Source organism: Leifsonia poae, from assembly GCF_050632195.1.
Lineage (GTDB): Bacteria > Actinomycetota > Actinomycetes > Actinomycetales > Microbacteriaceae > Leifsonia > Leifsonia poae_C.
In genome coordinates, this window is sequence record NZ_CP192580.1 from 1098649 (window position 1) to 1122517 (window position 23869).

The 23869-nt window shown below is 67.2% G+C and carries 21 protein-coding genes, 1 tRNA gene and 1 pseudogene; 20 read left to right on the plus strand and 3 right to left on the minus strand.

What is annotated here, in order from left to right; all coding sequences use genetic code 11:
* Positions 1 to 4: 4 nt before the first annotated feature.
* From ACQ86A_RS05635 to ACQ86A_RS05725, 19 genes and pseudogenes are all read left to right on the plus strand, one after another.
* On the plus strand, positions 5 to 1258 hold the full coding sequence (locus ACQ86A_RS05635; protein ID WP_431279615.1) for an acyl-CoA thioesterase/BAAT N-terminal domain-containing protein: 1254 nt from the start codon (positions 5 to 7) through the stop codon (positions 1256 to 1258).
* 47 nt (positions 1259 to 1305) lie between these two features.
* Positions 1306 to 3666, plus strand: a complete 2361-nt coding sequence (locus ACQ86A_RS05640; protein WP_431279616.1) for a DNA polymerase III subunit gamma and tau — start codon at positions 1306 to 1308, stop codon at positions 3664 to 3666.
* 3 nt (positions 3667 to 3669) lie between these two features.
* The gene (recR, locus tag ACQ86A_RS05645) at positions 3670 to 4266 is read left to right on the plus strand and encodes a recombination mediator RecR (protein ID WP_431279617.1); all 597 of its coding nucleotides are present in this window, start codon (positions 3670 to 3672) and stop codon (positions 4264 to 4266) included.
* 215 nt (positions 4267 to 4481) lie between these two features.
* The gene (locus tag ACQ86A_RS05650) at positions 4482 to 5768 is read left to right on the plus strand and encodes an aspartate kinase (protein WP_431279618.1); all 1287 of its coding nucleotides are present in this window, start codon (positions 4482 to 4484) and stop codon (positions 5766 to 5768) included.
* Positions 5769 to 5915: 147 nt separating this feature from the next.
* Positions 5916 to 6926 (plus strand): aspartate-semialdehyde dehydrogenase, encoded by a 1011-nt coding sequence (locus ACQ86A_RS05655; protein ID WP_431280378.1) that lies wholly within the window; start codon positions 5916 to 5918, stop codon positions 6924 to 6926.
* A gap of 66 nt (positions 6927 to 6992) precedes the next feature.
* Positions 6993 to 8468 carry a malate:quinone oxidoreductase gene (locus ACQ86A_RS05660; protein WP_431279619.1) on the plus strand — a complete coding sequence of 492 codons (1476 nt, stop codon included), beginning with the start codon at positions 6993 to 6995 and terminating at the stop codon, positions 8466 to 8468.
* A gap of 194 nt (positions 8469 to 8662) precedes the next feature.
* Positions 8663 to 10318: an ABC-F family ATP-binding cassette domain-containing protein gene (locus ACQ86A_RS05665; protein ID WP_431279620.1), complete on the plus strand. Its 1656-nt coding sequence runs from the start codon at positions 8663 to 8665 to the stop codon at positions 10316 to 10318.
* Between the two features lie 129 nt (positions 10319 to 10447).
* On the plus strand, positions 10448 to 11647 hold the full coding sequence (locus tag ACQ86A_RS05670) for an Rv2578c family radical SAM protein (protein WP_431279621.1): 1200 nt from the start codon (positions 10448 to 10450) through the stop codon (positions 11645 to 11647).
* A 126-nt stretch (positions 11648 to 11773) separates the two neighbouring features.
* Entirely contained in the window at positions 11774 to 13150 is a 1377-nt protein-coding gene (locus tag ACQ86A_RS05675; RefSeq protein ID WP_431279622.1) for a sensor histidine kinase, read from the plus strand.
* Positions 13147 to 13827, plus strand: coding sequence for a hypothetical protein (locus ACQ86A_RS05680; protein WP_431279623.1), 681 nt, complete (start codon positions 13147 to 13149; stop codon positions 13825 to 13827). Before ACQ86A_RS05675 ends, ACQ86A_RS05680 begins: the two co-directional genes overlap by 4 nt.
* The gene (locus ACQ86A_RS05685; RefSeq protein WP_431279624.1) at positions 13821 to 14360 is read left to right on the plus strand and encodes a hypothetical protein; all 540 of its coding nucleotides are present in this window, start codon (positions 13821 to 13823) and stop codon (positions 14358 to 14360) included. Before ACQ86A_RS05680 ends, ACQ86A_RS05685 begins: the two co-directional genes overlap by 7 nt.
* Positions 14357 to 15070, plus strand: coding sequence for a response regulator transcription factor (locus tag ACQ86A_RS05690; RefSeq protein WP_431279625.1), 714 nt, complete (start codon positions 14357 to 14359; stop codon positions 15068 to 15070). The genes ACQ86A_RS05685 and ACQ86A_RS05690 overlap by 4 nt, the downstream gene beginning before the upstream one ends.
* A gap of 67 nt (positions 15071 to 15137) precedes the next feature.
* Complete coding sequence (locus tag ACQ86A_RS05695) at positions 15138 to 15806, plus strand: thymidine kinase (RefSeq protein ID WP_431279626.1); 669 nt, start codon at positions 15138 to 15140, stop codon at positions 15804 to 15806.
* A gap of 43 nt (positions 15807 to 15849) precedes the next feature.
* The gene (locus ACQ86A_RS05700; protein WP_431279627.1) at positions 15850 to 17160 is read left to right on the plus strand and encodes a UDP-glucose dehydrogenase family protein; all 1311 of its coding nucleotides are present in this window, start codon (positions 15850 to 15852) and stop codon (positions 17158 to 17160) included.
* A gap of 746 nt (positions 17161 to 17906) precedes the next feature.
* Positions 17907 to 19096, plus strand: a pseudogene (locus ACQ86A_RS05705) (DUF4012 domain-containing protein).
* Between the two features lie 57 nt (positions 19097 to 19153).
* Positions 19154 to 19726: a hypothetical protein gene (locus tag ACQ86A_RS05710; protein ID WP_431279628.1), complete on the plus strand. Its 573-nt coding sequence runs from the start codon at positions 19154 to 19156 to the stop codon at positions 19724 to 19726.
* 167 nt (positions 19727 to 19893) lie between these two features.
* Entirely contained in the window at positions 19894 to 20907 is a 1014-nt protein-coding gene (locus ACQ86A_RS05715; protein WP_431279629.1) for an LLM class flavin-dependent oxidoreductase, read from the plus strand.
* 14 nt (positions 20908 to 20921) lie between these two features.
* The gene (locus tag ACQ86A_RS05720) at positions 20922 to 21440 is read left to right on the plus strand and encodes a putative immunity protein (protein ID WP_431279630.1); all 519 of its coding nucleotides are present in this window, start codon (positions 20922 to 20924) and stop codon (positions 21438 to 21440) included.
* Between the two features lie 199 nt (positions 21441 to 21639).
* Positions 21640 to 22011, plus strand: a complete 372-nt coding sequence (locus tag ACQ86A_RS05725; RefSeq protein WP_431279631.1) for a hypothetical protein — start codon at positions 21640 to 21642, stop codon at positions 22009 to 22011.
* 17 nt (positions 22012 to 22028) lie between these two features.
* Here ACQ86A_RS05725 and ACQ86A_RS05730 read toward each other — a convergent pair whose 3' ends face one another.
* Positions 22029 to 22400, minus strand: a complete 372-nt coding sequence (locus tag ACQ86A_RS05730; protein WP_431279632.1) for a hypothetical protein — start codon at positions 22398 to 22400, stop codon at positions 22029 to 22031.
* A gap of 372 nt (positions 22401 to 22772) precedes the next feature.
* Here ACQ86A_RS05730 and ACQ86A_RS05735 point away from each other — a divergent pair, with 372 nt between their 5' ends.
* The gene (locus ACQ86A_RS05735) at positions 22773 to 23150 is read left to right on the plus strand and encodes a CPBP family intramembrane glutamic endopeptidase (protein WP_431279633.1); all 378 of its coding nucleotides are present in this window, start codon (positions 22773 to 22775) and stop codon (positions 23148 to 23150) included.
* 129 nt (positions 23151 to 23279) lie between these two features.
* On the opposite strand, the gene ACQ86A_RS05740 is transcribed toward ACQ86A_RS05735, so the two are convergent.
* Positions 23280 to 23663, minus strand: coding sequence for a hypothetical protein (locus tag ACQ86A_RS05740; RefSeq protein WP_431279634.1), 384 nt, complete (start codon positions 23661 to 23663; stop codon positions 23280 to 23282).
* Positions 23664 to 23769: 106 nt separating this feature from the next.
* Positions 23770 to 23846: transfer RNA gene (locus tag ACQ86A_RS05745), tRNA-Pro, on the minus strand.
* Between the last annotated feature and the right edge of the window lie 23 nt (positions 23847 to 23869).

The following is a 23869-nucleotide window of genomic DNA, read 5'->3' on the forward strand; positions in this document are numbered from 1 at the left end:
TACGATGAAACGTTCTGTGGTCCGGATGCTGGCGGCGCTCTCCGCGGTACTACTGAGCACTGCGGCGGTCTCCGGATGCGCGGCCGCCTCCGGCCGAGTCGGCCCCCGCTTCGTCGTCGGCGGCAACCCGAGCGACGCATGGGATCCGGTGCACATCCGGATCCGCGCGCTCCCGCCCGGACAGCTCGTCACGATCACTGCGACGACGACCGAGGGCTCCGTCTGGTCGTCGCGTGCCGTCTACGCCGTGCCCGCCGATGGCATGGTCGACCTCTCGACCCAGGCTCCGGTCGAGGCGCCGTTCACGGGCGCGGACGGAATGGGACTGTTCTGGTCGCTCGCCAACGAGTCGGGGGCGCCGGCGACGTCGGAGGAGATGTGGGGAGAGTCGACGCTCACGGTCGACCTCGCGGCGACAGTCGGGGCCAGGACCGTCGCGAAGACCGCGCTGCGCCGCGTCGGCCTGGCCGCATCCGTGCAGTCTCGTGCCGTCTTCGACGACGGGGTCACCGGGTCGCTCTTCGAGCCTCCGATGCGCGCTACCGGTTTGAAACCAGCCGTGATCGTCTTCGACAACACCGACAACGGCACGTCGACGGGCGGGCTCATCGCCTCGCAGCTTGCGGCGCTCGGCTACCCGACGCTCGCGCTCTCGACCTACGGGTCCGCGGGCCAGCTCAATCCCGCGCGCACCCTCGAGGCGGAGACCGTGGTCTCGGCCGTATCGTGGCTCCGGTCGCAGCCGGGCGTCGACCGCGATCGCATCTTCACCTTCGGCAGCTCGCGGGGCGCCCAGTTGGCGCTATGGGCGGCCGTCGCATACCCGAACCTCGTCTACGGCGCCATCGCGCCGGCGGGCACGACCGGACTGATCTGCAACTCCCCGGTTCCCAGCCCCGCTGTTACCGTCAATGGCAGCTGGGTGCCCTGCGCGTCCGGAACCGACGACGTCAATTCGGCGGCGGTTCTCGCGCTCGCCCGCATCCGGGGCCCGCTCGTGCTCGGTTGCGCCGGTCACGACGAGCAGCTGGCCAACGGATGCGCGTGGCTCGACGCCGGACGCAAGGCGCGCGGCGAGCACTCCGGCGACCAGTTCGTGGTCGCGCCGAACGCGACGCATCTCTTCTACGTGCCGCCGTACTCCCCGCTCTACCTCCCCGGCGCAGAACGTGCGCAGGCTACGGAGGATGCACGCGTGGCCCTGTGGAAGGCGATCGCGGCCGCCCTCGCGGCGCCGTCGAGCATCCCCGGCCGCTGAGTACTGATCCCGACCGGGATGTCAGCCGCGGGAAGTAGCATGAGGGGGTGGTTACCGCACTGTATCGCCGCTATCGGCCAGACACCTTCGCCGAGATGATCGGGCAGTCGCAGGTGACCGAGCCGCTCATGACCGCGCTCCGTACCAACCGGGTGAACCACGCCTATCTTTTCAGCGGCCCGCGCGGCTGTGGAAAGACCACGTCGGCCCGCATCCTGGCCCGCTGCCTCAACTGTGCAGAGGGCCCGACAGACACTCCCTGTGGAAAGTGCTCGAGCTGCATCGAGCTCAGTCGCGACGGCAGCGGTTCGCTCGATGTCGTGGAGATCGACGCGGCCAGCCATAACGGCGTCGACGACGCGCGCGACATCCGCGAGCGGGCCATTTTCGCCCCGGCGCGCGACCGTTACAAGATCTTCATCCTCGACGAGGCGCACATGGTCACGCCGCAGGGCTTCAACGCCCTGCTCAAGATCGTCGAAGAGCCGCCGGAGCACGTGAAGTTCATCTTCGCGACCACCGAGCCCGAGAAGGTCATCGGCACGATCCGCTCGCGCACCCACCACTACCCGTTCCGCCTGGTGCCGCCGGCGCAGATGCTTGAATACGTGCAGACGCTCTGCGACACCGAGGGCGTCTCCGTTGCTCCCGGTGTACTGCCGCTCGTTGTCCGAGCCGGCGGGGGATCGCCGCGCGACACACTGTCCCTGCTCGACCAGCTCATGGCCGGCTCAGACAACAACTCCGTCGACTACGAGCGCGCCGTCGCCCTTCTCGGCTACACGCACGCTGCCCTCCTCGACGAGGTCATCGACGCCATCGCGGCTCGGGATGCGGCGGGCGCGTTCAACGCCGTCGATCGCGTCGTGCAGACCGGCCAAGACCCACGCCGCTTCGTCGAAGACCTGCTCGAGCGCCTTCGCGACCTCATCGTCGTCGCGGCGACGAGCGCCGAGGGAGCAGCTGCGGTCCTCCGCGGAATGCCTCAAGACGAGCTCGATCGGATGAGCGTTCAGGCCATGAAGTTCGGCGCGGCCGAGCTCTCCCGGTCGGCCGACATCGTCAACGCCGCGCTCACCGAGATGACGGGCGCCACCTCTCCGCGGCTTCACCTCGAACTGATGATCGCGCGCGTGCTCGTGCCGTCGAGTGACGAGACCGAGCGCGGCGCGCTCGCCCGCGTCGAGCGGCTGGAGCGCCGGGTCGGTGTGAGCGACGGGGCCGTGGCGGATGCAGCGCCCGCTGCTGTGCCGGGTGCCACACCGGTCACTGCTCCGCGTCCGGCCGAGGCTCCTCGAATTGCTGCGGCGACACCCGCGAAGGCTCCCACGGTAGATGCTCCGGTCTCTTCGGAGAAACCCGCCGCAGCCGCTCCGGCTTCGGCCCCCGCAGAGCCCGCAGCGGCTGCAGCGCCGGTCGGACCGGTCACCACGCAGCAAGTGAAGGATGCCTGGCCACAGATTCTCGACGCCGTGCAGAAGGCCAAGCGCAGCGCCTGGATGGTCGTCTTCACCGCCCAGGTGCGCTCCCTCAACGGCGATGTCCTCACCCTTTCGTTCCCGAGCGACAACGACGTGGCGAACTTCAAGCAGCAGGAGTCCGGCGGAGCGCTCGGCGTGAGCGAGTACCTTCGCCAGGCGATCGTCGACGTCCTCGGCATCCGGGTCAAGTACATCGCCCGGGCCGACGGCGCCTCGTCGGGTTCTGCCGGGGGTGCCGTTCCGCCGGCGTCGCCGACCGCGCCCGCAGGGTCCTCGCCGGTTCCCGCCTCGACTCCGACGCCACCTGCACCCTCGGCCGCTCGGTCGACGCCGCCTGCCGCGTCGTCTCAAGCGTCGTCTTCCGTTTCGGCTTCCTCCGCGCCGTCTTCGGCGTCGTCTTCTTCGACGAAGCCCCCGGTCACCTCGGCCTCGACCACAGAGTGGGCGACCGTCGCGATTCCGGGAGCGGGCGCATCCGGAGCCCCTATCGACGCCTCGGCACCGACCGGCCTCGCCGCGGCCCCTACAGCTTCACCCGTTGCCGTCGCGTCGGCGAGCCCGACCCGCTCGGGTGTGGGAACACTCGAGCGCGAGCCGGAGCCGCCCTACGACGACATGGCCCCGCCGGAGGAGACCGAACCTCCCTTCGAGCCGCCTCTCCCCGACGAGCCCGCGGGCGACTGGGCAGCGGCACCCACCGAGACGGCAGGGGGCGGCGCTCCGGCAGTCACCAGTGCGCCGGCGGCCACGCGCGCACCGGCCCGGGAGGCTGCTCCCGCGCGCCAGGCGGCATCGGCGGCTCCCGCATCCGGTGCCCGAACCCCCACTTTCCAGGAGCCTCAGCGGTACGGCGAGGCGGTCGTGCGCGAGATCCTCGGCGCCACCTTCATCGAAGAGCAGGCCGCGCCGCCTGCCGGATCGAGGTAGCTCGTGTACGAGGGCATCGTCCAGGAACTCATCGACGAACTGGGCCGGCTTCCCGGTATCGGACCGAAGTCGGCGCAGCGGATCGCGTTCCATATCCTGCAGACCAAGACCTTTGACGTCACCCGCCTGGCCGAGGTGCTGCTCGAGGTGCGTGACAAGGTGCGCTTCTGTGAGATCTGCGGCAACGTCTCGGAGCAGGAGACGTGCTCGATCTGCCGTGACCCGCGCCGCAATCCGGCCCTGATCTGCGTGGTCGAGGAGGCGAAAGACGTGGTCGCCATCGAGCGCACCCGCGAGTTCCGCGGCCTCTACCATGTGCTCGGCGGGGCGATCAGTCCGATCGACGGCGTCGGCCCCGACGACCTCAGCATCCGTCAGCTCATGCAGCGCCTCGCCGACGGCACCGTGCAAGAGGTCATCATCGCCACCGATCCCAACCTCGAGGGCGAGGCGACGGCCACCTACCTGAGTCGCCTGCTGACCACGATGGAGATCCGCGTCACCCGGCTCGCCTCAGGCCTCCCCGTCGGTGGCGACCTCGAGTACGCCGACGAGGTCACCCTCGGCCGCGCCTTCGAGGGCCGCCGCCTCGTCACCTGACCCCGCGGCCCCTCACCACCTCTCAGCCCGTTCGCAAATCCGGAGAAAACGGCCCACGAGGCTGGGAGTCTCCGTCATTACGGAACAATCGTCGGCGCGTCGCCCGAACCCTCCGACATTGCGAACGCCCCGCTCCGTCATATTCCAGGAGGGGCACGCCCCGCTGGCTAGAATGGGATTTCCGGCTTTGACAGCCACCAATCCCAGGAGTGTCCGTGGCCCTTATCGTGCAAAAGTTTGGCGGATCGTCCGTCGCCAACGCTGAGAGCATCAAGCGTGTGGCGAAGCGGATCGTCGAAACCCGCAAGGGCGGCAACGAGGTCGTGGTGGCCGTTTCCGCCATGGGCGACACGACGGATGAGCTGCTCGACCTCGCGCACGACGTCACGCCCATCCCCGCCCCGCGCGAACTCGACATGCTGTTGACCGCGGGCGAGCGCATCTCGATGGCACTGTTGGCGATGGCCATCCGCAGCATGGGCTACGACGCCCGCTCGTTCACGGGCAGCCAAGCCGGCATGATCACGGATGCGCAGCACGGCGCCGCGCGCATCGTCGACGTCACGCCCGGCCGCATCCGCGACGCCCTCGACGAAGGGGCGATCGCGATCGTCGCCGGCTTCCAGGGTTTCAACCGCGATACCAAAGACATCACCACGCTCGGCCGTGGCGGCTCCGACACGACCGCCGTCGCCCTCGCGGCCGCCCTCGGCGCCGAGGTTTGCGAGATCTACACAGACGTCGACGGAGTGTTCACCTCCGACCCGCGGGTGGTTCCGAGCGCCCGCAAGATAGACCGCATCACCAGCGAGGAGATGCTCGAACTCGCCGCCGCGGGCGCGAAGGTCCTGTATATCCGCGCGGTGGAATATGCCCGTCGACACAACGTCACACTGCACGTGCGCTCGTCGTTCAACAACAACGAGGGCACGCTCGTTCTCAATGAAGCTGCGGTCGAAGCCGCGAAAACCAAGGGAGAGCACGTGGAAGAGCCCATCATCGCCGGGATCGCCACCGACCTGAGCGAAGCCAAGATCACCGTCGTCGGTGTTCCGGATGTTCCGGGCAAGGCCGCGCAGATCTTCAAGATCGTCGCCAAGACCGAAGCGAATGTCGACATGATCGTTCAGAACGTGTCGGCCGCATCCACCGGTCTCACCGACATCTCGTTCACCCTGCCCAAGTCGGAGGGCCAGCGCGTGCTCACCGCTCTCAAGGCCGATCAGGCCGAGGCCGGCTTCCAGACCCTGCAGTACGACGACCAGATCGGCAAGCTCGCACTGGTCGGCGCCGGGATGCGCACCAACACCGGCGTCTCCGCCAAGCTCTTCTCCGCGCTGTACGAGGCGGGCATCAACATCGAGATGATCTCCACCAGCGAGATCCGCATCTCGGTCGTCACCCGCGCCGACAGTGTGAACGAGGCAGCCCGCGTCGTCCACTCCGCGTTCGGGCTCGACGGCGACACCCAGGCCATCGTCTACGCCGGCACCGGCCGCTGAGCTGGTGAAAACCGCCGCGGTGGGAATCCTCGCGGCGTCTCCATCGTTCGAATCTGCAAGACCACTGATCTGAAGGGCACCATCGTGACCGACACCACAGGACTGACCGTCGCCGTCGTCGGCGCCACCGGCCAGGTCGGCAGCGTGATGCGCCGCCTGCTCGAGGAGCGCGACTTCCCGGTCGGCCGCATCCGTTTCTTCGCGTCCGCCCGTTCCGCCGGCACGACGCTGCCGTTCAAGGGCGAGCAGATCGTCGTCGAAGACGCCGCGACGGCCGATGTCGCCGGCATCGACATTGCCCTGTTCTCGGCCGGAGCAACCGGCTCCAAGGCGCAGGCGCCTCGCTTCGCCGAGGCTGGCGCGATCGTCATCGACAACTCGAGCGGCTGGCGCATGGACCCGGACGTTCCGCTGGTCGTGAGCGAGGTGAACCCCGAGGCGATCCAGGATGCACGCAAGGGCATCATCGCGAACCCCAACTGCACCACGATGGCCGCCATGCCCGTGCTGAAGGTGCTGCACGAGGAGGCCGGCCTCGAGCGCCTCATCGTGAGCACATATCAGGCGGTCTCGGGATCCGGTCTGGCCGGTGCCGAGGAGCTCGCAAGCCAGATCCGTGTCGCGGTCAACGACGAGAACCTGCTGCAGCTCGTGCACGACGGCTCGGCTGTGGAGCTGCCCGCCCCGGTGAAGTACGTGCGCCCGATCGCGTTCGACGTCATCCCGCTGGCCGGCTCGATCGTCGAAGACGGCGCCAACGAGACCGACGAGGAGAAGAAGCTCCGCAACGAGAGCCGCAAGATCCTCGACCTGCCGGAGCTGCTGGTGAGCGCGATCTGCGTGCGCGTCCCGGTGTTCACCGGTCACTCGCTCTCGATCAACGCCGAGTTCTCGAAGCCGCTCTCGCCCGCCCGCGCGGAGGAGCTGCTGGCCGACGCTCCGGGTGTCGTGCTGACGGATGTCCCCACGCCGCTCGAGGCCGCAGGCAAGGACCCGAGCTTCGTCGGCCGCATCCGTCAAGACGAGGGTGTGCCGAACGGTCGCGGTCTCGCGCTCTTCATCAGCAACGACAACCTGCGCAAGGGTGCAGCCCTGAATGCCGTGCAGATCGCCGAACTGGTCGCCGCGCGTCTGGCCTCACCCGTCGCCACCGTCTGAGCCGGGCGTGCGCGCCGTCGATTCGTGGCGGTCTACGAGCGCATCCGGTGAACGTAGGATTGTCTGGTGAGTAATTCCCCCATCGACGTCGTCTTGATCGGCGGCGGCATCATGAGCGCCACCCTCGGAGCCTTCATCCAGCGCGTTCAGCCCGACTGGAGCATCCGTCTGTACGAGAGCCTGGGTGAGGTCGCCCAGGAGAGTTCGAACCCGTGGAACAACGCCGGAACCGGTCACGCCGCCCTCTGCGAACTCAACTACATGCCCGAGGCGCCGGACGGGTCGGTCGACCCGGCCAAGGCGATCAGCATCAACGAGCAGTTCCAGCTGAGCCGTCAGTTCTGGTCGAGCCTGGTCGAGGCGGGAGACCTCCCGGAGCCGTCGACGTTCATCAACACGGCACCGCACATGACGTTCGTGCATGGCCGCGACAACGTGACCTACCTCCGCAAGCGCTTCGAAGCGCTCAAAGACCAGCCGCTGTTCGAGGGCATGGAGTATACGGAAGATCCCGCTGTGATCGCCGAGTGGACCCCTCTCATCACCAAGAAGCGCAATCCCAAGCAGCGCGTCGCGGCCACCCGCGTACCCGCTGGCACGGATGTGGACTTCGGAGCGTTGACCCGCTCGCTCGTCGACAACATGCAGAGCCGCGGCGCGGTCATCGCGCTGAACCACAAGGTGCGTTCGATCAAGCGCACGAAGGACGGTCTCTGGCGCATCAAGGTTCTTCACCAGGTCGGCCACACGCCGCACGAGGTCACCGCCCGTTTCGTGTTCGTCGGTGCGGGCGGCGGCGCCCTGCACCTGCTTCAGAAGTCGGGTATCCCGGAGATCGACGGATTCGGCGGCTTCCCGATCTCTGGGCAGTTCCTCCGCACGAGCGACCCGAAGATCGTCGCCCAGCACCAGGCAAAGGTTTACGGCAAGGCTGCCGTCGGTGCCCCGCCGATGTCGGTCCCGCACCTCGACACCCGTGTTGTCGACGGTCAGGCCTCCCTGCTGTTCGGCCCGTACGCGGGATTCAGCCCCAAGTTCCTGAAGACCGGCACGTGGTGGGATCTTCCCGGCTCGATCCGCCCGAAGAACCTCATCCCGATGCTCGCGGTCGCGCGCGACAACTTCGACCTGATCAAGTATCTCGTCACCGAACTGCTCGCCAACCGGGCCAAGAAGGTCAAAGCTCTGCAGGAGTTCATGCCCACCGCCAAGAGCGAGGACTGGGAGCTGATCACCGCGGGCCAGCGCGTTCAGGTGATGAAGAAGGATGCGAAGAAGGGCGGAGTGCTGCAGTTCGGCACGGAGGTCATCGCGTCCGAAGACGGCAGCATCGCGGGCCTGCTCGGGGCGTCCCCGGGCGCTTCGACCGCCGTCCCGATCATGCTCGACGTGCTCCAGCGGTGCTTCCCGGATCAGTACGCCGGTTGGGAGCCTACGTTGAAGGCGCTCATCCCGACCCTCGGAACGACGCTCAACGACCGACCCGCCGAGGCCACCAGAGTCATCACCTCGACGGCGGAGGCCCTCAAGATCTCGCTCTGAGCTGATTGCGGGCGCGCCGGACGGCTGGTATGGTCGTCAGCGCTATGAAGTAGAAAACCCCTTTCGTCCCGCGTCCGAGGCTCTGTGTACTCGTTGACGCCGTCGACAAAGCGGTTCGGGTGCTCCGGCGCTGACTGTCGACGGGCATGCCCGCGCGGGAACCGGCTCTTCGGAGCGCTCGAAAGGCGGTTCTCTTGACCCAGGCATTCTCATCCCCACTCACCGCATCCGTCGCCGACTATCTCAAGGCTGACGGCATCTCGCAGAGCTACGGCGATCATCGCGTGCTCACCGACGTCTCACTCACCATCGCTCCGGGCGCTCGCCTCGGGCTCATCGGCGAGAACGGCGTCGGAAAGTCGACGCTGCTGCGCATCCTTGCAGGTGCTGAAGCGGCGGATTCCGGTGTACTGACGCGACCCCTGCGCACGGGCATCCTCTGGCAAGAGGTGCGCGCCGAGCCGTCGGATACGGTCGGTTCGGTGATCGAGCGCGCCCTCGCCGAGGTGCGCGAGATCGAACGCACCCTCGAGCGCTCGGCAGCCGAGTTGTCGGGAGACGATCCGAGCGCCGCAGCCGCGTACGAGAAGGCGCTCGACGCCGCCGAGCGTGCCGACATCTGGAGTGTGGACGCGCACCGCGACGAACTGCTCGACGGTCTCGGCGTCGGGCATCTCGCGCTCGATCGCAAGCTCTCCGACGTCTCCGGTGGCCAGCGCAGCCGGTTCGCGCTGGCGGCACTGCTGCTCGAGCGTCCGGATGCGCTGCTCCTCGATGAGCCGACCAACCACCTCGACGACGCCGCGGCTTCCTTCCTGGAACGGCAGCTCGTCGCATGGCGGGGACCGGTCGTCTTCGCGAGTCACGACCGCGCCTTTCTCGACGCGGTCGCGACCGGTCTGCTCGACCTCGACCCGTCGCGTTCTGGCACGACGGTGTTCGGCGGAAACTACAGCGCATACCTCACTGCGAAGGCAGACGAGCGGGCGCGCTGGGAGAAGCAGTTCGCCGATGAGCAGGACGAGCTCAAGGCGCTGAAGTTCGCGGTCGACGTGACCGCGCGCGGTATCGCTTGGTCGGGAAAGGTGCGCGACAACGACAAATTCACCAAGTCGTACAAGGGCAACACCCTCGATCGTCAGATCAGTCGACGCATCAAGAACTCGACGGGCCGCCTCGAGGAACTGAAGGAGAACCAGGTGCGCAAGCCCCCGGCGATCCTCAGCTTCGCGGGCATCCCGAGTGGGTCGCAGGCACTCGGCGAGGAGACGGGACTGCTGCTGCAGGCGACGGATGCGCGAGTCGGCGACCGCATGAACGTCGCGACGTTCCGGGTGGAGCCGCAGTCGCGCATCCTGATCACCGGTCACAATGGAGCGGGTAAGTCGACGCTGCTCACGGCGCTCGCCGGCGGGCTGGCGCTCGACGGCGGTTCGATCACGCGCCGGAAGGGCCTGCGCGTCGGGCTGCTCGAACAGGACGTCCGTTTCGCCGATCCGACGTCGAGCCCCCGCCGCATCTACGAGCAGATGCTCGGGGAACGGCGCGCGGAGAGCGTTCCGCTCACCGGGCTCGGTCTGATCGCGCCGAGGGACGTCGACCGGCCGGTCGGTCGGCTCTCGATCGGCCAGCAGCGGCGGCTCGCGCTGGCGCTCATCCTGGCCAAGCCGCCGCACGTGTTCCTGCTCGACGAGCCGACCAACCACCTCTCGCTGTCGCTCGCGACGGAGCTGGAGGAGGCTCTCGGCGGATACCCCGGCGCGGTGGTCGTGGCAAGTCACGACCGCTGGTTGCGGTCGAACTGGACGGGCGAACGCGTGGCGATGGCCGACGGACGACTCGTGGCGTGAACAGCGTGAACAGCGTGGCGCGAGCCGCGCGTCGTGGGCCGCGCGTCGTGGGCCGGAATGGGTGCGCTCATCCGGCCCACGACCGCCCGTCGCCTTGACGAATATTCGAACGTATGTTCGAATGAAGACATGAGATGGAGCGGGCAAGAACTGACGACGGAGGAGCCGTCGACGCTGCCCGGGCTCGCGCGGCTCAACAACCTCGTGCGCTCGGTGCGCACGCCGGAATTCGCGGGAATCACCTTTCACGAGGTGCTCGCCAAGTCGGCGCTCAACAAGATCCCGGGCGGGGGCGGGCCGATGCCGTTCGGCTGGACGATCAATCCGTACCGAGGGTGCAGTCACGCCTGCGTCTACTGCTTCGCCCGCCCGACGCACGCCTATCTCGATCTCGACGGAGGCAAGGACTTCGACAACGAGATCATCGTCAAGGTGAACGTAGCCGAGGTGCTGCGCAAAGAACTGACCAAGCCGAGCTGGGGGCATCACGCGGTAGCGCTCGGCACCAACACCGATCCGTATCAGCGCGCAGAGGGACGGTATTCCTTGATGCCCGGCATCATCGAAGCGCTGGCCGATACGCGCACGCCCTTCAGCATCCTGACCAAGGGGTCGCTGCTGCGGCGGGATCTCGACCAGTTGGCAGATGCCGCGCGGTTCGTGCCCGTCGATCTCGCGATGTCGATCGCCGTGTACGACGACGAGCTGCAGCAGTCGGTCGAGCCGGGCACCCCGTCAACGAAGGCAAGACTGGCTACGGTGACGGCGGTGCGGGAGCACGGTCTGAACTGCTCCGTTTTCCTGATGCCGATCCTGCCCTACCTGACGGATACCCGGGCGCACCTCGACGAAGCGCTGCGACAGGCGGCGGAGGCCGGCGCGACGTCGGTCCTGTACACCGCGCTTCATCTCAAGCCGGGCGTGAAGGAGTGGTACTACCTCTGGCTCGAACGCGAGCATCCACAGCTGCTTCCGGTCTACCGGCGCATGTACGGGGGCGGGGCACACGCGCCCAAGGGATACCGGCAGTGGCTCGCCGCCAAGATCAAGCCGCTCATCCGTGCGCACGGGCTCGAACAGGGGCGGGAAGATCCTGTCACCGGGGGAGTGCGATCGACCGCGCTCAGGATGCTCCGCGACGGCGACGGCGAACGCCGCGCCGTCGGGTCGGCCGGCTCAGCGACAGCAACACGGGTCGGCACGGCTTCCGACGGCCCGGCGTCCGCCGTCGCCGGCCCCGCCTTCGCCGGCCCTGCCTTCGCCGCTGAGGAGGTGCCCGGCGAGGCGATCGGCGTGACGATGCTGGGGGTGCAGCCCACGCTCTTCTGATGAGCTCTCGCCCCCCTGCGTTTCGGGGTACATGTGCCCATAAGTCGGGGTACAGGCGCGCTCGGATCGGTGTCATAATCGCGAGGGGCATGACCATGCCCACAGCGAGAGCCGACGGGAGTGCACATGTCTCTCGGCCTTCCGAGCCATCTGTCTCGCGCCGCCAATTCGCGAGCACTCGCGGCGGCGGCGTGCTGGGCGGCGCTGGTCTGCCTCGGTGCGGCTGTGATCAACATCGCGGTCTCCGGAGTGGGCAAGGGCGATCCGCTCGCGTGGTTGATGGTCCTTGTGCTCGCGCCGATGATCGCGCTGCTCATCCTGCTGGCGCGCCGACGAACGCTGGTGCTCACGATCGCGTATCTCGCGGTCGGAACGCTGGGCACGTACTTCTACGTCCTCACCCTCCTCACCGAGAACGTCAGCTATCGCGACACGAACCTGTTCGTCGTGGCCCTTCCGATCGTTGCCATGACCCTGGTCGGCGGCACCGGTACCGGTGCACTGGTGGGCGTTCTCTGGGGCACCCTCGGGTTCGCGCTCGCGGAGGCCGCCGTCTTCTTAGCGGCGCACAACGCCGGTCGTGAGTTCCGCACCGATGCGATCTCGCTCGGCGCCTACCTGCTGCTCATCGGCATCCTCACCTTCGACGGCCTCACCCGCACCGGGCGGAGCCGCCCGCAGTCGGCGATCCATCGTGCGGTCCGGGATTCGCGGCTCGTCGAGATGCGCCGCGATCTGATCGCAGACTCGACCGCCGACCTCCACGACACCGTCCTGAGCGAACTCGTGGCCATAGCCAACGCCGAACCCGGACCGTTGTCGCCGAAGCTGCGGGACCGGCTCGAAGCCGACCTGCGTACGCTCGGGCGGGATCCCAGTGACTCCGCCCATGGCGAGGAGCCGAGCATCCCGGGCCCGTCAAATCCGCCGCCGACGCCGAGCCGACCGCGTCCTGGATTCAGCCCCGGAGAGACCGTCGGCGCGACACCCGGTGGCACGGACGCGGGCGGCGCTGTCCTCCCGCTGATCCTGCACCTGGCGGTCCCCGCCGAATTCTCGTTGCCGTTGGCGCCGTTGTCGAACGTGACGACCGATGCTTGGTTCGACAGTGAGCTCCACAACGCGATCGAGCTCGCCCGCGATGAGGGGCTGTCCGTCGATATCTCGGGTGACCGAGACGCGCTGGCGCAGTTGAGCCTCGACCGTCGCCGGGCCATCGGCCTGGCGACGAGGCAGTGCCTCGTCAACGTGCTGCGCCACTCGGGCAGTGCGACCGCCGAAGTCGCGGTGTCCGCATCGTCGGATGCGGTGTCGGTGATGGTGGTCGACAGTGGCCGAGGGTTCGTGCAGTCGTCGACCGCGTCCGACCGCCTCGGACTGCGACAGTCCGTGCAGGACCGCATCGAACGGGTCGGGGGCACGGTCACGGTGTACTCGATTCCGGATGTCGGCACCACCGTGTTGATGATCGTGCCCACCGGCGAAGACGAGGCGTCATCGTGACGGCGACAGGCGAGACCCCGATCGTGCGGCAGCGGTCGCTGCCGTTCGAGCGAACCCCTCAGCGACTCGACCCGCTCGGCGTGCAGTCGGCATGGCTGCTCGTGCCGATTCTCAGCGTGGTCGCCGTTGGATATGCCACCTATTCGACGATCAACCACCTCGATCAGATCCGCGACCCCGTACTCGCCTGGCTTGCACTCGGAACCCTCGTGCTGGCATCCGTCGTGTTCATGATCCGCACTCATCCGGCGCGGGCGCCGTTCGGCCTCTGGTCGCACGTGTCCATCATCGGAACGAGCGTGATCGCGGCAACACTGTTCTCGCTATCCGTCTGGGGGGACAACGACCGCATCCAAGACGACTGGGGACAGGTGGTCGTCGCCATGTTCCTCACGGCGATGGCGCTGTACCGACCGATCCCCGAAGTGATCGCGGTCGCGGTGCTTTCGGCTTTGGTGCTCGGAGCGACGGCGGCGCTGGAGGCGCGGTTCCTGGAGATCGGCAACCTCCCCATCGTCTACTTCCTCGTGGCGGCGACGCCCGTGATCGCGCTGGCCTGCGCAGGATGCGGGTACGCCTGGACGATGACGGGGAGACCCTGGCCTGGCGCGAGGTCGCCAAGGCCAGTCAGGCGAGACTCGAGCCCGAGCTGCGCGAGACCGCGCGCCGGATGGTGAACCAGGAACGCATCACCACGCTCAACCAGGCCACCGTCCCCTTCCTGGCCGACCTGCTGCGGCGGGGAGAGGTGACCGAGGAGGATGCGCGCCGAGCTCGTGAGCTCGCCGACGGCTTGCGCGACGCATCCGTCGCCGCGGTGAACCGCACGTGGCTGGGGGAGACGTTGGCACAGGTTCTCGCCGCTCGAGGCGAGGAGGCATCCGCGTTGCAGACGGCAGCGCGGGTGACCGATCCGCACCGACTGGAGCGCAACTTCACCAGCGAGCAGCGGGCCGTGGTCGGTGCTCTTCTGAGCACGATCGCCAAACTTCCGGGACTCGACCCCGGGTCCGTGCTGATCGAGGCACGGGACCCTGAATACCCGGCATTCGAGCTGACCTGCCGGGCCTCCGACGGGCGGCGCCGGCTCCGTCGCGAGCTGCTGCCGTTCCTCAGCGTGCTCCGCTCCGTGGGAATGGCGGCGTCGATGCGGGTCTCCAATGACAGATTGTCCGTGCGTTTCTCGTACCCTGGAGGGGAGAACCGATGAGTACCAGTACCACCGCCCCCGCATCCCCGACCGTCCCGCCCGCAGCGCCGATCCGTCTGGCCCTGCTCGACGACCACGAGCTTTTGCTCGACAGCCTCGCCAGTTGGATCGAGAAGCACGCGCCCGAGTTCGATCTTGTCGTGCGCGCAAGCACCTGGCTCGAACTTGTGCACAGCGACGCGTTCCCGACCGACCTGGTGATCATGGACTTGCAGTTGCGCGAATCCGTGTCCATCGGTGCTCGGGTGCGAACCTGCCGAGCGGCTGGCGCGAAGGTGATCGTGCTGAGCGCCGTCGATACCCAGGAGGACAGGGATGCGGCACGCGCGGCTGGCGCCGTCGCCTACCTCACGAAGACTCAGCCGATGGTCGAGGTGCTCGATGCGGCGCTCGCCGCGATGGGACGCGGAAGCGCCTCCGAGACCGGCTCGACAGAGGCGGCCGGAGAGCAGACCGCCGAGGCGTGGCGCCCGCGGCCGAGCATCCCCGAGTCGGCGAAGCCGCACCTCAGCGACGGCGAACGCCAGGCTCTGACCCTCTACGCCGACGGGCGGACGACGTCCGAGGTCGCGCGGGAGATGAACGTGCAGTACGAGACCGCCAAGACCTACCTGCGCCGGGTGCGCGAGAAGTACGGCAAGGTCGGACGGCCGACCAGTTCGCGCTCGGACCTCATCCGTCGGGCCGCCGAAGACGGCTACCTGACCTGAGCCCGGGCGCTTGAACAGAGCCCCGTCCCTGAACGATGTCATCAGGTCCACCCCGTAGGATCGACGCGTGGCAAAACTGTATTTCCGCTATGGCGCGATGAACAGCGGCAAGAGCACTGCGATGCTCCAGGCTGCCTATAACTATGAAGAGCGCGGTCACCGGGTTCTGCTGGCCAAGCCGGCGATCGACACCAAGGGCGACATGGGCATCCTGTCCCGCCTCGGTGTCACGCGCGAGGTCGATTTTCTCGTCGGACCCGAGACGGATGCGTTCGGCAAGTTCCAGCAGCACCGCGAGCGCACGATCAAGCGCTACGACGTCGATGTGAGCTGCCTGCTGGTCGATGAGGCCCAGTTCCTCACCGAGGCGCAGGTTGACGACCTGCTGCGCATCGCCATCCTGGAGAACATTCCGGTGCTGGCATACGGAATCCGCACCGATTTCCAGACCGTCGCCTTCCCGGGCAGTCGGCGACTGCTCGAGGTCGCGCACAGTCTCGAAGAGCTGAAGACGATCTGCCGCTGCGGCCGCAAGGCGATCTTCAACGCCCGCAAAATCGACGGGATCTTCGTCTTCGACGGCGACCAAGTCGCCATCGACGGCGCCTCGGTGAGCTACGAGTCGCTGTGCGGGGCCTGCTACCTGCAGGAGAGCCAGGGCGTGCTGAACAACGGCCGCCGCCGTTGGCCGCTGGAGGCCGCATACGTGGCCGAGCCCGACGTCGACTTCACCTGATCCGACGATTGCCGCAGAAACGGCGAGACTACGGAGTGCGACCATGAGAATCTCGGTCATCGGATGCGGCTATCTCGGCGCCGTACACGCTGCGGCCATGGCCGAGCTGGGCCACGAGGTCGTCGGGATCGACGTCGACGCGGCGAAGATCGCCATGCTCAGTGCGGGAAGGCCGCCGTTCTTCGAGCCGGGGCTTCCGGAGATACTGGCGTCGTCCGTCGCGAGTGGACGCCTTCGCTTCACGACCGACATCAGTGCGGTCGCTGACGCCGACGTCCATTTCGTCGCCGTGGGAACACCGCAGAGCGCGGATGGAGACGCAGCAGATCTTCGCTTCGTCGATGCGGCGTTCCGTTCGCTCGCCGACCATGTGAAGGCCGGCGACCTGATCGTCGGCAAGAGCACGGTGCCCGTCGGCACGGCCGCTCGCCTGGCCGAGGAACTTGCTGTCGCCGCCCCGGGAGTGACCCTCGTCTGGAATCCCGAGTTCCTCCGCGAAGGTTTCGCTGTGCAGGACACGATCGGCCCGGACCGGCTCGTCTACGGAGTCCCTGACGGCGACGCCGGAGAGCGCGCTGCGCGCATCCTGGACCATGTGTATGCCAACGCGGTCGCCTCGGGCACCCCGGTCATCGTGGCCGACTACGCTACGGCCGAGCTCGTGAAGGTCTCGGCCAACGCCTTTCTCGCCACGAAGATCTCGTTCATCAACGCGATGGCCGAGATCGCCGAGGTCACGGGTGCAGATGTGACCAAACTCGCGGATGCGATCGGCCACGACGCGCGTATCGGGCGTCGCTTTCTCAACGCCGGCGTCGGTTTCGGCGGCGGTTGTCTGCCGAAGGACATCCGTGCCTTCAGCGCTCGTGCGCGCGAACTCGGCAAGGGCGAGGCCATCGCCTTCCTCGACGAGATCGACAAGATCAATCTCCGCCGACGCTCCCGTGTGGTCGAACTGGTCGAGCAGCAGTTGGGCGGCGATATCGTCGGCAAGCGCGTGGCGATGCTAGGTCTGGCCTTCAAGCCGCACTCCGACGACGTGCGCGATTCGCCGGCCCTCGAGGTGGCGATCCGTCTCGTCGAGGCGGGGGCGGATGTCGTTGCGACCGATCCGCAGGCCATCGAGAGTTCGCGTTTGCGCGCGCCCCAGCTGAAATTCGAACACTCCCTCGAGTCGGCCTTGCGGGGCGCTGAGATCGTCGTCCTCCTCACCGAGTGGCCGGAGTTCGTGAGCCTCGACCCCGACGAGGCGGGCGATCTCGTCGCGAGCAAGCGAGTCGTCGACGGGCGCAACAGCCTCGACCCCGCGCGCTGGCGTGCGGCCGGGTGGCAGTACACCGGCCTCGGGCGCTGATTCGCAGTCGGCGACCCCCGCTTACGGGTGCAGGAAACTCAGCCGAAAAAGTGAGGAATTGTTAGATTAGACGCATGGCGTCTTCCGAACCCACCGACCCGGCGCGCGCGAGCGCGCTGAGCACGTCCCGTGACCCCCGGCGGCGCACGCGGATGATCGTCGGCTGGAGCGTCGCGGGCGTCGTTCTGGTGCTGTTGATCGCAGGGGCCTGGGTGGGCATCCGGGGCCTGCTGGCGAGGAACGCGCTCGAGAGTGCGGTGCCGGATGCGAAGATCGTCCGTTCATCCATTGCCGCCGGGGATGTCGAGAAGGCGTCGGCGGCCGCGGCCAGACTGAGCGATCGAGCACGGGAGGCCGCCGCGCTCACCGACGATCCGATCTGGCGGATCGCGGAGACGTTCCCGGTGCTCGGCTCGAATCTGACGGCCGTCCGGGTGGCTTCATCATCAACCGCTACGATTGCGGCCGACGTGATCCAGCCGCTCGTCGGAGTCGCGAAGCAGGTCGACCCCGCACGGCTGAAGCCGGTCGACGGCGCCGTGAACCTCGCCCCGCTCATCCAGGCCCAACCAGCAGTGGCGCGCGCTCAGAAGGCGTTCGACGGAGCCTCCGCTGCGGTCAGGGGTATCGACGACAGCGCCACGATCGGGCCGGTGACCTCGGCCGTCGAGCAACTGAAGCAGCTGCTCGCTACGTCGACGCCTGCGATCGAGGCGGTCGGCAACAGTGCGAAGCTGCTGCCCGGGATGCTCGGAGCCGACGGACCACGCACCTACCTCCTGCTCATCCAGAATCCTGCGGAGCTGCGTGCGACCGGTGGACTCGTCGGCGCGCTCGCGCTCGTGACCGCCGACCACGGCAAAGTGTCTCTTGCTGCTCAGACCTCGGGCACAAGCATCCAGCCGACCGTGGAGCCCGTCGTCGCGATTCCTGCTGCGACCCAGGGGCTCTACGGCCCGCTGGTCGGCCGCTTCATCCAGGATGTGAACCTCACGCCCGACTTCCCCTCGCCGCTTCGACAGCGACCGCGATGTGGAAGGCGAAGTTCGGCGGCGTCGTCGATGGAGTCGTCACCGTCGATCCGGTGGTCCTGTCGTACCTCCTGAAGGCCACTGGTCCGGTCTCCGTGTCGACGGGGGACACACTGACGTCCAAGAACGCCGTGCCCGTCCTGCTCAGCGAGACCTACTCGCGCTGGTCGAATCCCGAAGACCAGGACAGGTTCTTCGCGGCGGCGGCCAGTGCGGTCTTCTCCAAGGTCGCCTCGGGTTCCGGCGACGGCACGGCCCTCGTCAAGGCGCTGGCTCGTGCGGGCGAGGAGCGACGGATGCTCGTGTGGAGCGCGCATCCGGATGAGCAGAAGGTGCTCGCCACCACGACGCTCGCTGGCACCCTGCCGGCCTCGACGACCTCCGCGGCTGCGCTCGGCGTGTACTTCAACGATGCGACCGGCGCCAAGATGGATTACTACCTCAAGACCCACGTCGAGGCAGGAACCGCGTTCTGCCGAGCCGACGGCATCCCCAGCAGCAAGGTCACGGTCACACTGACCAACACGGCTCCGGCGGACGCAGGGACGGCGCTCCCCGCCTATGTGACCGGCGCGGGCACATACGGAGTGCCGCCGGGAACCATCCGCACGCGGGTCGCGGTCTACGGACCGGCGGGTGGGCTGCTCGCCGCCACCACCACCAGCAGCGGCGACGACTATCCCGCACTATCGGGCACGGACGGGGCCCGACCGGTCAGTCTTTTCACTGTCGATCTCGCACCGGGTGAGTCGAAGACAGTCTCCGTCGACCTGCTCGACGTCAAGCAGAAGACCCCCGGAATGACGGTCGCTGTCACCCCGACCCTCTCCGGCGCGACCCCCGATGTGGGGGCATCCGCGGGCGCGTCGATCATTGCCCTCGACTGCGCGACGACGGTAAACTGAGAAATAATCACATTAGGCTCCCGGGGGTATCGCACCGGGCTGTCGGAAGGCTCCCGAATGGCCAAGAAGAAGGTTCTCGCGGCACTGCTCGTCGGTGTTGTCATCGCGCTGGCGGCGCCCGCCGCAGCGAACGCAGTTCCGTACACCAAGGGCAGCTCGTGCAGCCTCAGCCCCACGACCGTCACAGCCGGCGGAACGGCGACCCTCACCTGCACGGCCGGAACCTTCCAGGGATCCGAGCCTGTGCAGTACACCGTCTCCGGTGAGAACGGCGCGAACGCCAACCTCGCCTCGTACCGCACAGCGACCAGCAGCGCGCACGCCACCAAGGTCGCAGCGGCCGACGGCGGTGCGGTGCTCATCGTCACCGTGCCGAAGGATGCGAACGGCGCGTACACGATCACAGGAACGGGCTCAACGAGCAAGGCCGCGTCTGCAGCGACCGTCACCGTTCTTCCCGCTGACGCTCCTGCGGCCGCCACGTCCAGCTCGACGGGCAGCAGCACGATCGCGAAGACCGGGTCGAACATCGCCGGGTACATCGCCTGGCTGGGCGGTGCGCTGGTCGTCGCAGGTCTGATCGTGCTCGCCGCACTGGCCGGCTCGCGCCGGCGCCGCACCACACCCTGATCGCACCAGGCCCGGCGCATCCGGCACTCGTCCGGGTCCACCGAGCCACTCCGCTCGTCGAGGCGGCCCTTCCGAACCCCTGGAGGGTCGCCTCGTCGCTGCGTTGACGGCGCCCGGAAACGCATCCTGAGTGGAATCATCTGCCACCCGCGGTGGTTGGGATGAGGGTGAGTACTGAGCCCCGCATCCCCCTCAACGTTCTCGATCTGGCCAACCGCCCCCACGATGGCACCAATGCGGATGCCGTGGCCGGCACCATCCGGTTGGCGCAGGCCGCAGAGCAGCTCGGCTACCAGCGCTTCTGGGTGGCCGAGCACCACGGAATGCCGGCGATCGCGTCCAGTGCACCCGCGGTGCTGATCGCCGGAATCGCCGGCGCGACGTCGCGCATCCGGGTCGGCAGCGGTGGCGTGATGCTGCCCAACCATGCCCCGCTCGTCGTCGCCGAGCAGTTCGGCACGCTGCGCGCTCTCTACGGCGACCGCATCGACCTCGGGATCGGTCGAGCGCCCGGTACGGACGGCGCGACCGCGATGGCGCTTCGCCGCAGTACCGAGGGCCTCAGCGTCGACGACTTTCCGCAGCAACTCCTCGACCTGTTCGGATTCTTCTACGGCGGGATGAGCGACGCGAACCCGCTGCACACGATCACCGCCGTCCCCGGGCTCGGAGATGCGCCCCAGGTCTGGCTGCTCGGATCGAGCGGCTACAGCGCCCAGGTCGCGGCCGCGCTCGGTCTCCCGTTCGCCTTCGCCCACCACTTCGCCGGTGAGAACACGGAGGCAGCGCTCGACCTCTACCGGTCGCGTTTCGAGCCGAGCGACATCCTCACCGAGCCGCACTCGATGATCGCGGTCAACGTGATCTCTGACGACGACCACGAGCGCGTGCGGGCGCTGTCGCTGCCGGGCCAGCTGTCGTTCCTTCGGATGCGCCAGGGCGCCAAGCCGCAGCCCGTCAGCATCGAGGAGGCTTTGGCCTACGACTTCTCCCCGCTCGAGCAGGAGTTCATAGCTACGCGTAACGCGCGTCAAGCGGTGGGGACCCCGGATGAGGTCAAGTCCCGTCTCGAGTCCCTTCTCGCCTCGACCCAGGTGGACGAGCTGATGGTGTCGTCGGGTGCGGCGACGATCGAGGGGCGCATCCGGTCGCTCGAGGTCGTGCGCGAGGTGCTGAGCTAGAGCAGACTGGGCGAATGCCGATCCTGCCGAAGGAGCGAGACCCTCGTCTGATCACCATCCGTCGAGGCGGGACGTTGACGGATGAGGATCATCGCCTGCTGGCCGAATGGTCGGTGGCGTGTGCCGAGCACGTGCTCCATCTCTTCGAGGCGGAGGCGCCCGACGACCCTCGCCCGCGACATGCGCTGGATATCGCTCGCGCCTGGATCAGGGGTGAGGTGCCCATGACGGTCGCGCACGACACCGCTTTCACCGCGAATGCGGCCGGCCGCGACCTGACGCCGCCCGCCAAGTTCGCCGCGCTCTCCGCGGGCCAGGCGGTCGCGGTCGCGCACGTCGCCGCCCACGATCTCGGCGCGGCGGCGTACGCCATTCGTGCCGCGCAGGCGGCAAGTCCCGGGGCGCTCGCTGAACATGCGAGGATCGCCGAGCGTGATTGGCAGCGCTCACAGTTGCCCGCTCCCGTTCGCGCTCTGGTCCTCGAGGATCAGGGCCTGCGGAGCGCCATCTGCTGGAACGTCTTCGACGACTGACGACCCGCAGAGCTCATCGTGCGGATTAGCGCTGACTGCCGCCGCTGCCACCGCTGCCGTCGGGAGTCGGCGTTATGACCTGACCCGCTCCGCGTCTCCTAATGGTGAACGGCATCAATGCTGTTTCGGTCGTCGGCAACGATCCTTTGTCGCAGCGGATCGGGTCCACGCCGTGTACTAACGAGAGTTGGAGCGGTCAATGAGTCTGAGAACACCAACAAGGCGCCTTGGGGCGAGCGCAGTCGCGATCGTGGTTGCCACAGCGCTTGCGCTGACGGGTTGCGTAGCGACCTATAACGAGGCGGATCATGGCGGATACAAGAGCTGCTCGCCCGCGTACAAGGCGGACTCGCAGATAGGCAACTTCACAATTCAGCAGTCCGCACCGGGACGATCACTACAGTGGGGCGCCTATCCATACAAGCAATACAGCGGTACCTGGTACAACGTGATCGTGTACGCCGGCGGCGTCAAAATCGACGCGAAGTCACAACCCTATGCACCTCACGGTTCGGTCGGCCAGGACCGGAGAGACTTGACTGGTTCGCAGCCTTCGATCGAGGATTCATGATGACTCTGGCAGGGATGCTAGTTGCGTTGCGCGATGACATCGCGACCATCGATAGTGAGACATCCGAGTTCACTGTTTGGGACCTGCGAACTAGGCAAGTCGTCGACGGCTTCGCCGGCGCCGCAGCGACGCTTGATGGTTTCGCTGCTGAGGGTTATGCCGTCCAGGTCGCGGGCAGCATTACTGATGTAGGCGATGGCACACCCGCCGAAGTGGCCGTTGCGGTCGCGGCGGCGATACAGGGTCATGTGATCGACCAACTCGGGCAAGGATGGCCTGAAGTCCATCGAAATGGACGTTTCATCGGTCTGATACAGCCGGGTGTATACGAGAGCCAGCCCGCCTGGGTCCTCCGAAAGGAACGGTGTGAATTCGGTGCGCTCTCCCACGCGTTCGGCGCAGACATTCGCCCTACGAGGTAAGCAACTAAGCGCGCGTCTCCCGGAATTCGGGCTCGCCGCCTTCCTTGCCAGCCTCGCATTTAGTAGCACAACGTTCGTCACAGCTCTGATCGGGGTGGCCATCCTGATTCTTGAACGGCGATTCCCCGTGCGGCTTCTTATTGCGGTAATCAGCACGGGCGTTTTGCTTGCGGTCCCATGGATTGCGGTGGCCTTCGTAGCTGGTGTGAGCTGGCTCGTAGCATCCGAGCCGACCGAGAGGTTAGCTGCACGACAAAACCCCGACTAGGGATCTTGGCTGGAGTATCCGTAGCGGGACTGCTAGCGGGCGCGATCGCTTCCTCTATTGCTCTGGGATGGATGATCGCCAACCCAATCGTGCTTCCATTTCCAACCCCTCCACCCTTTGTCGTGTTCCCTGCTATAGCTGGACTTGCAGCGGCGAACGCCATCGGTGAGGAACTCGTCTGGCGAGGGGCGTTGGCACAACAACTCCGAGCGGCTCCGCTGTCTTGGCAATACGCAGCGCAAGCCTTGACCTTCGGGCTGGCCCACTACGCAGGAATCCCAGCCGGCCCTCTGGGTGTGCTAGCTACGGGCGTATTCGGCATGGCAGCTTTCTACACGCGCAGAAGATACGGCCTCCGTAGCGCGATTCTCCTGCACTTCAGCGCAGACCTCGTGATCTTCGGCACGGCTCTAACTCAGATTCACAACGAATACATTCTCATTAGGTGAGGCCGCCAGCCCGCATGAACTCGGTGTTCGCGCGCTGATTTGTGTCCAACTTTGGGACATGTCGCGGGCACACGATCTCGGCTGTGCCGCATATGCCGTTCGTTCTGCGCAAGCAGCGAACCACGCGGATCAGCGCTGGCTGCCGCCGCTGCCGCCGGGGGCGGGATCGCGGAGCATGTCGAACGCGCGGGGGTCCATGCCTGTTCCGGTCCAGGCGACGGAGGGGCGTGGATTGGGGGAGGGCGGCACGACACCGAACTCCGCACTCGGCTTGCCCGGTGCAGGACGGGCCAGTCTCCGAGCGGCGGCGACGAAGCATGCAACGGTCGCGACAGCGAAGACGCTGCCGAGAATGACGAGCACCCACCCCAGGGCGTTGCCCCTGGTGACCTCGATGATGCCGATCGGACCGGTCAACCAGATGGCGGCGAGACCGGCGACGCCTCCGACGAACAACAGCGCGGTGGTGCGTTGGTACTTTCCTTGAGCCTCGAGTCGTTGCATCAGCGTCATGATGACCCCTTTGCATCAGCATAGGGGCGCCGAACGACGGGGAGAAGGATCGTGAGCCGCGCAGATACGACAGAGGGCCGGAGCAATAACGCTCCGGCCCTCTGCGTGGTCGGGGTGACAGGATTTGAACCTGCGACCTCTTCGTCCCGAACGAAGCGCGCTACCAAGCTGCGCCACACCCCGAGTGGCCCGAAGGCCTCAATAAG